Annotated in this window: 11 protein-coding genes; 6 read left to right on the plus strand and 5 right to left on the minus strand. The window is 69.3% G+C overall.

All coding sequences use genetic code 11. From position 1 onward, the window contains the following. Positions 1 to 198: 198 nt before the first annotated feature. From OWC43_RS19555 to OWC43_RS19580, 6 genes are all read left to right on the plus strand, one after another. A complete protein-coding gene (locus OWC43_RS19555) occupies positions 199 to 1,365 on the plus strand; it encodes a hydrolase (protein WP_393957934.1) in 1,167 nt (388 codons plus the stop codon). Between the two features lie 225 nt (positions 1,366 to 1,590). Then, positions 1,591 to 3,819, plus strand: coding sequence for a phosphoribosylformylglycinamidine synthase subunit PurL (purL, locus tag OWC43_RS19560; RefSeq protein ID WP_393957935.1), 2,229 nt, complete (start codon positions 1,591 to 1,593; stop codon positions 3,817 to 3,819). A gap of 127 nt (positions 3,820 to 3,946) precedes the next feature. Beyond that, positions 3,947 to 4,183, plus strand: coding sequence for a BolA family protein (locus tag OWC43_RS19565; protein WP_137828093.1), 237 nt, complete (start codon positions 3,947 to 3,949; stop codon positions 4,181 to 4,183). 101 nt (positions 4,184 to 4,284) lie between these two features. Next, the gene (gene grxD, locus OWC43_RS19570) at positions 4,285 to 4,620 is read left to right on the plus strand and encodes a Grx4 family monothiol glutaredoxin (RefSeq protein WP_056243117.1); all 336 of its coding nucleotides are present in this window, start codon (positions 4,285 to 4,287) and stop codon (positions 4,618 to 4,620) included. A 67-nt stretch (positions 4,621 to 4,687) separates the two neighbouring features. Next, positions 4,688 to 5,590 (plus strand): NAD(P)/FAD-dependent oxidoreductase, encoded by a 903-nt coding sequence (locus OWC43_RS19575; protein WP_393957936.1) that lies wholly within the window; start codon positions 4,688 to 4,690, stop codon positions 5,588 to 5,590. Between the two features lie 236 nt (positions 5,591 to 5,826). Continuing rightward, complete coding sequence (locus OWC43_RS19580) at positions 5,827 to 6,711, plus strand: SMP-30/gluconolactonase/LRE family protein (RefSeq protein WP_393957938.1); 885 nt, start codon at positions 5,827 to 5,829, stop codon at positions 6,709 to 6,711. 21 nt (positions 6,712 to 6,732) lie between these two features. Here OWC43_RS19580 and OWC43_RS19585 read toward each other — a convergent pair whose 3' ends face one another. The 5 genes from OWC43_RS19585 to OWC43_RS19605 all read right to left on the minus strand — a co-directional run bounded on the left by OWC43_RS19585 (position 6,733) and on the right by OWC43_RS19605 (position 14,151). Further along, a complete protein-coding gene (locus tag OWC43_RS19585) occupies positions 6,733 to 6,906 on the minus strand; it encodes a metallothionein (RefSeq protein ID WP_137828096.1) in 174 nt (57 codons plus the stop codon). A 306-nt stretch (positions 6,907 to 7,212) separates the two neighbouring features. Continuing rightward, positions 7,213 to 9,081 (minus strand): response regulator, encoded by a 1,869-nt coding sequence (locus OWC43_RS19590; RefSeq protein WP_393957939.1) that lies wholly within the window; start codon positions 9,079 to 9,081, stop codon positions 7,213 to 7,215. After that, entirely contained in the window at positions 9,078 to 10,811 is a 1,734-nt protein-coding gene (locus tag OWC43_RS19595) for a response regulator (protein WP_137828098.1), read from the minus strand. Before OWC43_RS19595 ends, OWC43_RS19590 begins: the two co-directional genes overlap by 4 nt. Then, positions 10,808 to 11,869 (minus strand): chemotaxis-specific protein-glutamate methyltransferase CheB, encoded by a 1,062-nt coding sequence (gene cheB, locus OWC43_RS19600; RefSeq protein ID WP_393957940.1) that lies wholly within the window; start codon positions 11,867 to 11,869, stop codon positions 10,808 to 10,810. Before cheB ends, OWC43_RS19595 begins: the two co-directional genes overlap by 4 nt. Before the next feature lie 35 nt (positions 11,870 to 11,904). Continuing rightward, positions 11,905 to 14,151, minus strand: a complete 2,247-nt coding sequence (locus OWC43_RS19605) for a response regulator (protein WP_393957941.1) — start codon at positions 14,149 to 14,151, stop codon at positions 11,905 to 11,907. Positions 14,152 to 14,159 lie beyond the last annotated feature (8 nt).

Genomic DNA, 14,159 nt, shown 5'->3' on the forward strand with positions numbered 1-14,159 from the left:
AGCGAGCGGTCACCGGACGCCGTCAGCCTGGGGCGCTGATCAGCGCCACAGGATGGCGGCGGTGATGTGGAAGCCTGGGCCGTTGCCCTTTTGCCCTCGCGCGCCCCGTGCGCCATCGTGTAGGCAACGGAAACGGCCGCTGGCCGCACGTCGCAACAAGGGCCGCACGCCATTTCCCGCCCCGACCCTTCCGAGCCGGTGCGGCAGGTCTTCTACCTGCCGGGCTTCGACCCGCGCCCGCCGGAGACGTATTGGGGCCTGTTCCGCCGGGAGAGCCGCATCACGGCGGAGCGGCGGGGGATCGGCATCACGGTCGGCGAACCGGTGCGCTCCGGCGACGAGATCAGTCTCGATTGGGACGTGACGAGCGATGTCGATGGCGCGGTCACCCGCCTGCGCTACAGCCTGCTGCGCTGGGACGATATCGTGCGTGCCCGCTTCCCCCGCTCGAACCTGCGCCGCCTCGCCGAGGTGCCTGCCCTCTGGTGGCGCTTGTGGCGCAGCGGCTATCTCAGGGCATTCCGGCGCGAGGCGCGGCGCTTCCATCGCGTCATCCTCGGCATCCACCTCATCTACCTGGTCCTCGTCGTGCTGAGCCTCGCGCTCGCCGCCGGACTCGTCGCGATCGTATCGCCCGCGGGCTGGCCGGGCCTCGCCGCCGCAGCCGTCGTACCGCCTCTCGCCTACGCGATCCTCAGCCTCGTGATGCGGGTGACGCGGGGAAAACCGCTCTACGTCGCCCATCTCGTCGACGACACCGCCTTCACCCACGACCATGCGTCCGGCCGTGAGCCGGCGATGCGCGAACGTCTGGCTCCCTGGGCCGAGCGTATCCGCGCCGCCGAAGGGGTCGCCTCCGAGATCGTCGTGATCGGCCATTCCTCCTCGAGCTTCCTCGCCCTCGAAGTCCTCGACCGCATCCTTGCCCAGGATCCCGATTTCGGATCGCGGGGCACGCCGGTGACTCTCGTGACGATCGGCAGCGTGATTCCCTGGATCACCCTCGATCCCCGGGCCGAGCGGACGCGGAATGCCCTCGCCCGGATCGGCGGCGAGACCCGCATCGGCTGGCTCGACGTGCGCGCCAGTTGGGATTGGCTGTCGATTCACCTGCGCGATCCCGTGAGTGCCTCGGGGCTGCCCGCGCCGCCGCCGGGGCGGTTCGCGGTGCTGCGGGTGTCCATCGAGGATCTGATCGAGCCGGCCATCGTCGCGCGGCGGCGCTGGAACCTGTTCCGCATGCATTTCCAGCTCCTGATGTCGAGCCGGAAGCCGGGTGCCTTCGATTACGCGGCCTTCGTGGCCGGACCCGAGCCGGTCCACGCGGCGGTTGCCCGGATCGCGGCCCCGGCCACGAAGACCTAGGGGCTTGCCATCCTGGAACCGGTTAAGGAATTGTGAGGAAAAGCCGAGACCGTATCGCGCGCGATCATGTTGCGATGCCGTTCCGTGTTTGCAGCCGCCCCCGTTCCGCTCTAGAGCGAAGCCCGCGTCGCGCCGGTCCTTGCGGGGATCGGCCGCGGGTCTGGCGGGGCAGCGGCGCCGTCGTTTGGACGCTCGCGCGGCGAGGATTTTGAGCAAGGGCTGCGAATGTTTCGCAACGATGTTCCGATAACCCCCGAGCTCGTGCGCCAGCACGGTCTGACGCCCGACGAGTACGAGCGCTTCCGCGCGCTCGTCGGTCGTGAGCCGACCCTGACCGAGCTCGGCATCGTCTCGGCGATGTGGAACGAGCACTGCTCCTACAAGTCGTCGCGAAAACATCTGCGCGGGCTGCCGACCTCGGCGCCGTGGGTGATCCAGGGCCCCGGCGAGAATGCCGGCGTCATCGATATCGGCGACGGTCTAGCCTGCGTCTTCAAGATGGAGAGCCACAACCACCCGAGCTTCATCGAGCCGTATCAGGGCGCAGCGACCGGCGTCGGAGGCATCCTGCGCGACGTGTTCACCATGGGGGCCCGCCCCATCGCCGCCCTGAACGCGCTCCGCTTCGGCTCGCCCGACCATCCGCGCACCCGCCACCTCGTCTCGGGCGTCGTCGCGGGCGTCGGCGGCTACGGCAATTCCTTCGGCGTGCCGACGGTGGGGGGCCTTGTCGGCTTCCACCGGCGCTACGACGGCAACATCCTGGTCAATGCCATGGCGGTCGGCCTGGCGCGGGCCGATTCCATCTTCTACGCGGCGGCGACCGGCGTCGGGAATCCGATCGTCTATCTGGGCTCCAAGACCGGACGCGACGGCATCCACGGCGCCACCATGGCGTCCGCCGAGTTCGACGAGGAGAGCGAGTCGAAGCGCCCGACCGTGCAGGTCGGCGATCCCTTTGCCGAGAAGCTCTTGCTCGAGGCCTGTCTGGAGCTGATGGCCTCCGGCGCCGTCATCGCGATTCAGGATATGGGCGCGGCCGGGCTGACCTGTTCGGCGGTGGAGATGGGCGCCAAGGGCGATCTCGGCGTCGAGCTGCATCTCGAGAAGGTGCCGACCCGCGAAGAGGGCATGAGCCCTTACGAGATGATGCTGTCCGAGAGCCAGGAGCGCATGCTCATGGTGCTCAAGCCCGGCATGGAGGCCGAAGCCCAGGCCATCTTCGTCAAGTGGGGTCTCGACTTCGCCGTCATCGGCCACACCACCGACACGCTCCGCTTCGTCATCAAGCACAACGGCGAGACGGTCGCCGACCTGCCGATCAAGGAACTCGGCGACGAGGCTCCCCTCTACGACCGCCCGCACATCGCCAACACGCACCAGCCGGTGATCGCCGCCGCCGATGTGGCGGCGCCGGTCCCGAATGCCGAGGCCCTGACGCGTCTGATCGGCTCGCCCGAACTCGCCTCCAAGCGCTGGGTCTACGAGCAGTACGACCACTTCATCCTCGGCAACACCGTGCAGAAGCCCGGCGGCGACGCGGCGATCGTGCGCATCGAGGACGGTCCGAAGGGGCTGGCCATCTCCACCGACGTGACGCCGCGCTACTGCGAGGCCGATCCGGTGGAAGGCGGGCGCCAGGCCGTGGCCGAGGCGTGGCGCAACATCTCCGCCGTCGGCGGGCGCCCGCTGGCGATCACCGACAACCTCAACTTCGGCAATCCCGAGAAGCCCGAGGTGATGGGCCAGCTCGTCGGCTGCCTCAAGGGCATCGGCGAGGCCTGCAAGGCCCTCGATTTCCCCGTCGTGTCCGGCAACGTCTCGCTCTACAACGAGACCAACGGCGTCGGCATTCTGCCGACCCCGACCATCGGCGGCGTCGGCGTCCTCGATGACGTGGAGCGGCACGCGACGCTCTCGCTCAAGCGCGAGGGGGACGTGCTGGTGCTGATCGGCCGCACCGAGGGTTGGCTCGGCCAGTCGCTGTATCTTTCCGAGATCGCCGGCCGCGAGGAGGGGGCGCCGCCCCCCGTCGATCTCGCTGCCGAGCGCCGGGCCGGCGACTTCGTGCGCAGCCTGATCGTGTCCGGGATCGCCGACACGGTCCACGACCTGTCGGATGGGGGTCTCGCCGTGGCGCTCGCCGAGATGGCGATGGCCGGGGGGATCGGCGCGACGCTTCCCGCGGTGCCGGACGGAAAGCTGCCGGTCCATGCCTACCTGTTCGGCGAGGATCAGGGCCGCTACCTCATCGCCGTCCCGGCCGAGGCGGCCGCCGATCTCCTCTACAGCGCCTCGGCGCAGGGGATCGACGCCGCGACCGTGGGCATCGTCGGGGGTGACAGCCTCGTCCTGCCGGGCGAAGAATCGGTTGCGGTGGCCGCGTTGAAGTCGGCCCACGAGGGCTGGTTCCCCGCCTATATGGCGAGCCAGCCCGCCGCTCCGGCGGCCTAGAGCATCGGCCCGAAAGGCGGATGACGGCTTTCGGAAAAAGCCGATGCGGACCAACACTCCGGAAGATCGCCCTGGATCCGAAATCCAGTGTGATCTTCCGGGCGACACGAGAAACGGGAGACACTCCATGCCGATGGATGCGCGCGACATCGAGGCGATGATCCGCGAGGCGCTGCCCGACGCGAAGGTCGAGATCAAGGATCTCGCCGGCGATGGCGACCATTACGCCGCAACGGTCATCTCCGCCGCGTTCAAGGGCAAGACCCGTGTCGCCCAGCACCAGATGGTCTACGGCGCGCTGCAGGGGCGCATGGGCGGCGTGCTCCACGCTCTTGCGCTGACCACGGGCGTCCCCCAGGATTGAAGCGGAGATGTGCCGCGCAGGGCGGTACGGCCTTGTATTCGGACGGGCCGGCCTGACCTCACGGCCAGTGGCATGAACGAAAGCTCGACGAGGACCACGCGATGACTGACACCAACACCACGATCCAGAACGAGATCGCGTCGCAGGACGTGGTCGTGTTCATGAAGGGCACGCCGCAATTCCCGATGTGCGGCTTCTCCGGTCAGGTCGTCCAGATCCTCAATTACCTGGGCGTCCCGTTCAAGGGCGTGAACGTGCTCGACGACATGGGCATCCGCGAGGGCATCAAGGCCTTCTCCAACTGGCCGACCATCCCGCAGATCTACGTGAAGGGTGAGTTCGTCGGCGGTTGCGACATCGCCCGCGAGATGTTCCAGTCCGGTGAGCTCCAGCAGTTCCTGTCCGAGAAGGGCGTGCCGGTGAAGAGCGCGGCCTGATCGCCGTACTCCGTCTGAACTCTTTTCTGCCCGAACACTTGTCTCCCGGGTCAGCCCGGGAGACGGCATGTACGACGTCATCATCGTGGGTGGTGGCCCCGCCGGGCTCAACGCCGCCCTGATCCTCGGCCGGGCGCGACGCCGCGTCTTGCTCTGCGACGCCGGGCATCCGCGCAATGCCGGAACGCCGGCGACCTGGGGCCTTTTCACGCGCGACGGCACCCCGCCCACCGCGTTGCGGGCGCAGGCACGGGCCGATCTCGCCCGCTACGACACCGTCGAAATTCGCGATGTCGAGGTGATCGGTGCCTCCCGCGACGGCGAGGCTTTCTCCGTGCGCCTCGCCGACGGACGAAGCGAGCAGGCCCGCCGCATGATCCTCGCAACCGGCCTTCGCCAGGATCTGCCCCCGGTCTCCGGCTTCGACATCTACTGGGGCACGGGGGTGCATTCCTGCCCGTATTGCGACGGCTACGAGGTGCGCGACCGGCCCCTCGCGATCTACGGACGCGGACATGGCGGAAGCGGGCTCGCCCTCGAATTGTCGGCCTGGAGCCGTGACGTGACGCTCTGCACCGATGGCGCCGACGCGGAGCTTACAGACAAGGACCGCGCCCGCCTCACCCGCAACGGCATCCGCATCGTCGAGGCCTCGGTCGACCGGCTCGACGGCGACGGGGCCCGCCCGCATCGCCTGCATTTCCGGGACGGCAGCGACATTCCCTGCGCGGCGTTGTTCGTGATGCCCTTCGCCTGCAGCCCCTCCCCGCTCATCACCGAACTCGGGTGCGACCTCGACGAGAAGCGCGGGGTCGTGCCGACCCGCGAATACGAGCGCACCAACGTGCCGGGATTGTTCGTGGCCGGCGACGCGTCGCGCCGGGTCCAGTTCGCCGTCGTCGCGGCAGCGGAAGGCGCCATGGCGGCCTTCGCCATCAACACGGAGATCATCGCCGAGCAGACTCGCTGAGGGGCTTTGTCCGGCTCGCCCTCGCCAACCCCTCATCCTGAGCTGCCGCGTCGGCGGCCTGGAACGAGGCTTCGAGGGATCGCTGAGACTTCCGAAGCCTTCCTTCACGGTTCCGCTTCGCAGCGCATCTCAGGACGAGGAATCGATGGGATCAGCCGACCGAACTGGCTTCAAGGCTTCGTGACAAACCGGGCCGCCGGGCGTTGACCTGCGACCTCTCAGTCCGCGGAGCTGCGATGACCCCGACGATCCATCCCGAACCTGCCTGTGTCGCGGTGGCCTGCGGTTGCACCCTTGGGGAGGAGATCATTTGGGACGCGCGCGACGCCTCGCTCCTGTGGGTCGACATCGAGAATCCCGCCATCTGGCGGCATTGGACGCAGACCGGCGAGACCAAACGGCTCGGTCTCGACGAGAAGCTGAGCTTTGCCCTACCGACGACTGACCCGGATGTCGTCGTGGCGGGTTTCCGTTCCGGCGTGGCGGCGCTGAACCTCGCCGACGGGACGTGCCGGCCGATCGTGCGGCCCGACGATTTTCCCGAGGGCAACCGTCTGAACAGCGGCAATATCGGCCCTGACGGCAGCCTCTATTTCGGCAGCATGGACGATGCGGAGGAGGCCGAGACCGGCAGTTATCACCGGTTCGACGGCACCCGGCTCGCGACGTTCGGCGGGCTCGCGGCGGTGACGAACGGGCCGGTGGCGAGCCCGGATGGGCGACGGCTCTACACCATCGATACGGCCGAGGGGATCGTGCGGACCCATACCTATGAAGGCGGCGAGATCGGCCCGGCGGAACCCTTGATCCGCTTCGAGGATGGATGGGGAAAGCCCGACGGCCTGACGCTCGATGCCGAGGGGCATCTCTGGATCTGCCACTACGGCGCCTCGCGCATCACGCGCTTCCGCCCGGACGGAAGCATCGAGCGCGTGCTGCCGATTCCCACGGCGCTCGTCACGAAATGCGCCTTCGGCGGGCCGGACCTCACGACGCTCTACGTGACGACCTGCCAGCGAGGGCGTGATCCGGCCATCGACCCGATGGCCGGACATCTGTTCCGCGTCGAAACCCCTTTCAAAGGACTTCCGGCACGGCTCTACGAATGGCCGCTCCCCTGACCAGGGCCCGGCCTTGACGCTTCAGCCGTGGCAGGTGCAGCCGGCGTGGTCGCAGCCATTGTGCTCGGGATGGCCGTCGGCGCACTCGTCGCAGCAGAACGCCTTCTCCTCGCGCTTCACCGCCTTTTCCAGCGAGACCACGCAGACGCAGTCCGGGCAGGCGCACTTCACCATCTCGACATTCACGCTGCTCATCACGGTCCCCTTAAGACAAATGTTGCGCGTTCCGGCGCGTGCCGACGCAAATCGATCTTCTGCCTCAGCTGATCGAAGCGCAATCATCTCCTGCTAAGATCGCAGGAATGTTGCGCTCGGGACGCGGATCGGGGGATTTCGATGACGCGGCGCGCCGGTGAACGGACCACGTTTTTCGCGTCCGTCACAAGACCCCGCCGGGGGCCAACATGCGCGGAGACGCCGGGAGCGAAGGACGTTTCGCGATCGAACCGTTCTCCCTCGAATCGCTTTGGCGTCGCTGCGCCCGCGAGGAAGACGGGCGCGTCAGGCGCTTCCGGCGAGCAATTGTGATACCCGCGCGGCGAGTTCCGCCGACGCGAACGGCTTCTGCATCACCGGCAGATCGTCGGGGATCGGCACAGCCTCGGCATGACCGGTGAGCAGCAGGACCGGCACGCCGGCGAAGCGGCTGCGGATCGCGGCGGCGAGTTCGACCCCGGTCATTCCCGGCATCGCGAGGTCGGCGACGACGAGATCGAAGGCGGTCCCCTCCTCCATCAGGGCGAGCGCCGTGTGTCCGTCGTTGGCTTCGGTTTCGGTATATCCGAAGTCGCTGAGGAAGGAGGCCGTCACGTGCCGCACCTCCGGATCGTCGTCGACCACGAGGATGCGGGCCGGTGCCGCCGCCGTCGCCAGCGGCGGCAGGGTTTCGGCAGTGTCGCCCTCGCTGACGGCCTCGGCCTGCGGTAGGGCCAGCTCGATCCGGGTGCCGACGCCGACCGTGCTGGTGATGCGCAGGCGTCCCCCCGCCTGTTGCGCGAGGCCGAACACCATCGCGAGACCGAGGCCGGTTCCCTGCCCCACCGCTTTGGTGGTGAAGAACGGCTCGCAGACCCGCTCCAGCAGCTCCGGCGGTATGCCGGTGCCCTCGTCGGCGACGGTCACCACGGCGTAAATGCCGGGCTTCAGGTCGGGATCGTCCGCGATCTCGACGCGGCGGGTCGAGATCGTCACCCTCCCGCCGTCGGGCATCGCATCACGGGCGTTGATGCAGAGATTGAGCACCGCCAGTTCGAGCTGGTCGGGATCGACGAGGGCATGGGGCGTCTTGGGTTCGAGATCGCGCATCACGGTGACGAGGCTGCCCAGGCTCGACCCGAACAGGGCGCTCATTCCCTCGATCAGGGCATTGGGATCGACGGGCCGCGCCTTCAGATCGTTGGATCGGCTGAAGCTGAGGAGGCGCTTCGTCAGCGCCGAGCCGCGTTGGGCCGCGCCCGTGGCGTTGTCGACGAGGCGCTTGACGCGTGGCTGGTCGGCGATCTTGGGGCCGACCAGTTCCAGGCTGCCGAGGATCGCGGTGAGGAGATTGTTGAAGTCGTGGGCAATGCCCCCGGCGAGGGTACCGAGTGCCTGCATCTTGTCGGATTGGCGCAGACGCGCCTCCAGGCTCTTCTGCTCGGTCACGTCGCGCTCGATCGTCGCGAGGTGGGTCACGTCCCCACCGGCGCCGCGGATTGGCACGCGGATGACATGTGACCAGCGCTCGGCGCCGAGCACGCCGCGGGCGATCACCGTCGAGCCCGCCTCACCCGCCGCGACCGCGCGCGCATCGGTTTCCTCCGCGTCCCGCGCCTCGGCCGCGTCGGTGATGGCAGATTCGGTGCGACCGAGGCTCGTCTCGACCTCCGCGCCCATGAGGGCCGCCTTGCGGGCGTTGAGCCGCACGAAGCGCCCGCCCGCATCCTTGAACGAGATCGCCTCCTCGGCGTGATCGAGAAGGCCGCGCAGCAGGGCGCGCTCGGTGGCGAGGTCCCGGCCGAGGCGGTGGCGCTCATAGGCGTTGCGCACCGTGGCGCGCAGGAGCGTCGGATCCCAGGGCTTGGCGACGTAGCCGATGATACCGCCGCGATTGAGCGCCGCGATCACCGCCGAGATGTCGGCATAGCCGGTGAGCAGGATCGCCTGCGCCTCGTGGAACAGCCGGGCTTCGGCCAGCAGCGCATCACCGGTCATGCCGGGCATGCGCTGATCGGAAACGACGACGGCGATGTCCGGCTCGCTCCGGAGAATCGCGAGCGCCTCCTCGGGCTTGGCCGAGGTGAGCACCCGGTACTCGTCCTCGAACAGGTCCTCCAGGGCGATCAGGATGTCCGGCTCGTCATCGACGGCCAGGATCGTGCCTCTGCTCATGCCGCTGCCGACTGCCTCGGGATGCCGATGACGAAGCATGCGCCCCCACCCGGCGCCGTCTCCACGGTCAGCGAGCCGCTATGCGCCTGAACGACGCTGTAGGCAATCGCCAAGCCGAGTCCGGTACCCGATCCGACCGGCTTTGTCGTGAAGAACGGCTCGAAGATCTTCTCGCGCAGATCTTCGGGAATGCCCGGCCCCGTGTCGCTGATGCGAATGATGTCGGTCTCCGCGTCGGTGGACGTCGCGATGGTGATCGTGCCCTCGCCCGGAATCGCGTCGGCTGCGTTGCCGAGGATGTTCATCACGACCTGATTGAGCAGCGCGGGCGTACAGTGAATCTCCGTCCGTCCGGAGAAGTCGCGGATGACCGCGATGCGGGTGCCGAGCTTGTGCTGGATGAGGGCCAGCACGGTCTCGATCGCTTCCGGCACGTTGACGAGACCGCGCTCACCCTCGTCGAGCCGCGAGAATTTGCGGAGGTTGAGGACGAGATCCTGGATGCGGGTGAGACCGAGTCGCATCGAGCCGACCCGGTCGCGGGCTTTGGTCAGGGCCCGCGCGCTGTCCGGGGCCTCCGGAGCGGGCAGCTCACCCAGAATGCGCTCGACGGTGCCCTGATGCGCCAGGATGAAGGCGAGCGGATTGTTGATCTCGTGGGCGATGCCCGCCACCAACTCGCCGAGGGAGGCCATCTTGGCGGCCTGAACCAGCTTCGCCTGCGCCTCCGTCAGCTTGCGGTTGGCATCCTCCAGATCGCGGTTGGCCTGCTGCAGCGCGTCGGCCAGGGCCGCCCGGGCCGCCGCGGCCTCCGCCTCGGCCCGGGCCCGCTCGACGGCCCGCTCCCGGTCCCCGAACTCACCGGAGATTCGACGATTGTCCTCTTCCAGAAGGCGGCGGCGTACGAGGCCGCGCACCCGCATCGCCAAGACCTCGCCGTCGGCCTTCGACACAACGTCATCGGCACCTGCCGCGAAGGCGGATACCAGGAGGCTCTTGTCGGGCTTGGCCCCGGCCATGCCGATCAGCGGAAAGCCGAGGCCACCCGCCTCGACCTCCTTCAGGCGGCGCGCACCGATCTCGGTGCAAAGGGCGATCCCGTCATAGGGGCTGCCGATGAGGTCGAGCGTCACGCAATCGAAGCTCGCCCCCGGCGCGTCGAGAGCCGCCAGCGCCGCCGCGCGATCGGCGGCGGCGATCACGGCGTGGCCCTCCTGCGAGAGCAGGCCGGTGAAGAAGGCGCGGTAGGTGGCGCTGCCATCGACGATCAGCACGCGGCCCCGGCGGAAGGCAGCGCCGGAGGGGCCCTCCGCCGCGCCGTTCTTGCGCTCGCGCAGAAGGGCGCGGATCCGCAATACCAAGAGATCACGGTCGGCCGACTTCTCGACATAGGCGTCGGCGCCGCTCTCGAAGCCGTGGCGTTCGCCGTCGCGGGCACTCGTCAGCATCACCACCGGCAGCGCGCGGGTGCGCAGCGACAGGCGCATCTGCCGCGTGAACTCGTCCCCGTTCATGCCGGGCAGGTGATGGTCGGCGACCACCAGATCCGGCAGATCGGTGTTGAGGAGATCGAGGGCGGATTCTGCGGTCGCGCAGCGCTGGACCGAGAAGCCCTGGGCTTCGAGCTGGAGCCGCAATTCCAGCGCCTGCGTTTCCGAATCCTCCACCAGCAGCAGGCGGTGCTCCCGCGCCGCCGCTTCGGGGGCAGCTGCACCCATCGGTGCGTTCATGCCGGCCTCCGTTGCGCGAGCCGCAGCAGATGGGGCGCGACCTGATCGAGGGGAAGGACCCGCGAGGCAGCGGAAAGACGCACCGCCGCGGCGGGCATGCCGTAAACCACCGCCGAACTCTCGTGCTCGGCCACCGTCGCGGCCCCCGCCTTGCGCATGTCGAGAAGCCCCGTCGCGCCGTCCTCCCCCATGCCGGTCAGGAGCACGCCGATGCCCTGAGCCCCGGCCTGCCGGGCGACGGAGGCGAACAGGACCGTCGCGGCCGGGCGCTGTCCCCCGACCGGAGGCGCGTCGTGGACGCGGAGCACGCCGCCACAGCCAAGTTCCAAGTGACGGTCTCCGGGGGCGACGTAGACCTGCCCGGCCCGCATCATCTCGCCGTCGCGGGCGAGGTGGACGGGTAGGGGCACCACGCCGTCGAGCCAGTTCGCGAATCCTTCCATGAAGGCCGCGCCCATGTGCTGGACGAGGAGGATCGGCAGCGGGAAATCGGCGGCGAGTCCGCCGATCACCTTGGCGAGCGCCGGTGGGCCGCCGGTCGACGCCGCGATGGCGAGGACGGTCGGCGCCGCCATGACGGGCTCGAACGGGACCGGAGTCTCGCTGGGACCCGCGAATTTGCGGCTGGCCCATTCGGCGCCGATCGGCCGGCGTCGGATCACGGGAACCGCCGCCATGATGCGCAGCTGGGTGCAGATCTGCCCGGCCACCGCGTCGTACCCGTCATTCGTGGTCGCGACGGGCTTCTCGACGACGGAGAGGGCACCGGCCCGCAACGCGTTCATCGAGATCTTGAGCGAAGAATCCTCGACTGCATCGGCGATGACGACGATCGGTGTCGGCCGATCGGCCATGATGCGCCGGGTCGTCTCCAATCCGTCGATGCCCGGCAGGCGGATATCCATCGAGATCACGTCCGGCCGTACCGTATCGAGGACGGCGAGAGCCTCCTCGCCGGACTCGACGGCCCCCGCGAGTTCGAGCCGCGGATCGCGGGCGATGATGTGCGTCAGCAATATCCGAACGACGAGCGAATCCTCGACCACCAGCACGCGCACGCGCCCCTTCGGCGCGGAATGATCGCTCCCCCCGCTCACAGCAGCTGACCGATGGTATCCAGGAGCGCGCGCTGATCGAATTTCTGCTTCGTCAGGTAGGCATCCGCTCCGAGTTCGAGCCCGCGGGCGACGTCCGCCTCGTCGCCGCGCGAGGTCATCAGGACGACCGGCAACCGCCCGAAATCGTCTTCCCGGCGCAGGGCCTCGACGAGGCCGAAGCCGTCGAGACGCGGCATCTCGACGTCGGCCAGGACGAGATCGACCGGCTCGATCCGCGCCCGCAGACGGTCGAGTGCTTCCTGACCATCGACGCAGACGATCACGCGGTAGCCCGCCGCTTCCAAAATGCTCTTCTCCAGGGTGCGGGTCGTGATGGAATCGTCGACGACAAGAATCGTCGAACGTCGTTTCTCTGCCATCGTTCCGTCGGCGGAACCGTATCCTTTCATACGTTCCTGCGCCGGCCGCGGACCGGTGCGGCCGAACCGCGCCAGCAGGCCGTCGGGATCGAGCACCAGGGCCGGCATATCCGTGCCGAGCAGCACGGTGCCAGTCACGAGAGCGGGATCGACACCGATCGGCGGGGCCGGCAGGACGAGCAGCCGGCGCACGTCGTGCAGCTGAGTGACCGTCACGAAACCGCTTCCCTGGCTCCCGCGCAGCCGCAGCGCGGGCACCGTCCCGGCCTCGGCGGCCGTCTCGGGCACGCCGAGCAGCGCGGCGAGCGAGGCGACCGGCAGCGTCGCACCGGCCCGCGCCCCATCACCCTCGACCGGTACGACCGGACGGCCCGCCACGGTCTCCAGCGTGTCCGGATCGAGTCGGGTCAGAGCCTCGACCGCGCCGCTCGGCAGGGCGTAGCGGGCACCGCCCGCCTCGACGATCACCACCGGGCGCTGGGCGGCGGAGAGGGGCAGAGTCAGGATCAGGGACGTGCCGTGCGGCGTGCGCGGAGCGAGCCGTGCCTGCCCATGGAGCGCGCGGGCGACCTCGGCCACCACGGAGAGGCCCATGCCGCGTCCCGACAGGGCATCCACGGCGCCGGCGGTCGAGAAGCCGGGCTCGAAGGGCATGGCGAGCAGAGCCTCGGGCGCCGGATGCTCGTCCGGAGCGATGAGACCACGCTCCCGGGCCGTCGCCGCGATCGCGTCGAGATTCGGCCCGCGCCCGTCATCGTGAATACCGAGCACGAGGCGTCCGCCCTGGGCCTCGATGGTCAGCAAGATGGACAAAGTAGGCGGCTTGCCGGCGCGGCGCCGTGCCTCCGGCGCCTCGGCGCCATGGCTCAGGGCGTTGCGCAGGGCGTGCAGAACCGGATCCTTGAGAGACTGGAGCATGGCCCGCTCCACCGGGAGGTCGAGGCCACGGGCGCTCACCTCCACATCGCGTCCCTCGGCACGGGCGAGATCCCGCACCATCCGGGCGAGACCGCCGAACACCGTCTCGGCAGGCACCAGGGCGAGCCGCTCGGTCTCCTCGCGGACGCGGGCGGCGGCGGTCTCGACGGCCAGATTGGCCGCCTTCTGCCCCTGGGCCAGATCGGAGGCCTCGCGTGCCAAAGCGCCAAGTCCAGATTCGATCTCGGCGAGCGCACGGCGCAGGGCGGTGACCTCGTCGATGCCGCCGGCCAAGCTCTGGCGCTGGACGGCCTCGGTCCGGCCCCGCAGCGACCGCGCATGGGCCGCGAGCCGCGACGCCCGCTCGGCTGCCGCGAGCTGGGTCGGCAAGGCGGCCCCGAGCCCATGGCTTGCCCGGGTCAGCGCCTCGACCGCGGCGGCCGGTACGCGCAGGACCGCGAGCGACGGCTCGCCCGCCGCTTCCGGCGCAGTGGAGGGGGGCAGCTTTGCGGCTGACGGGATCGCTTCAGGGGGCGGGGGGGCCGCAGCCTCCGCTCCCGAAGTCCCGGTCCCTGAGGGCGTCGATGCGGTGGGGTGGAGACAGGCGGCAAGGGCGGCGAGCGCATCGTCCGGCATCGACGCCGCGCCACCCGCGGCCACGTAGGCCTCGATCCGGTCGAGGGCGAGATGGGTCGCGGCCCTGGCGTCCCGGTCGAGGGGATGCCGGCCCGCGCTGATGCGCTCGAACAGGGCCTCCAGCTGATGCGCCACGGCCTCGACCGGCGGCAGATCGACGGCGCGGGCGGCGCCCTTCAGGCTATGGGCCCGTCGGAACACGTCGTGCCAATCGACCCCGCCCTCGGCCGCGAGGGCGGCGCGGATCGCGTCGAGATGCTCCCGATGCTCGACATCGAAGGCGGCGAGCAGTTGCTGACGGATATCCATCAGCGCGC

Origin of the sequence: Methylorubrum sp. POS3 (assembly GCF_043352485.1) — a bacterium.
Classification (GTDB): domain Bacteria; phylum Pseudomonadota; class Alphaproteobacteria; order Rhizobiales; family Beijerinckiaceae; genus Methylobacterium; species Methylobacterium suomiense.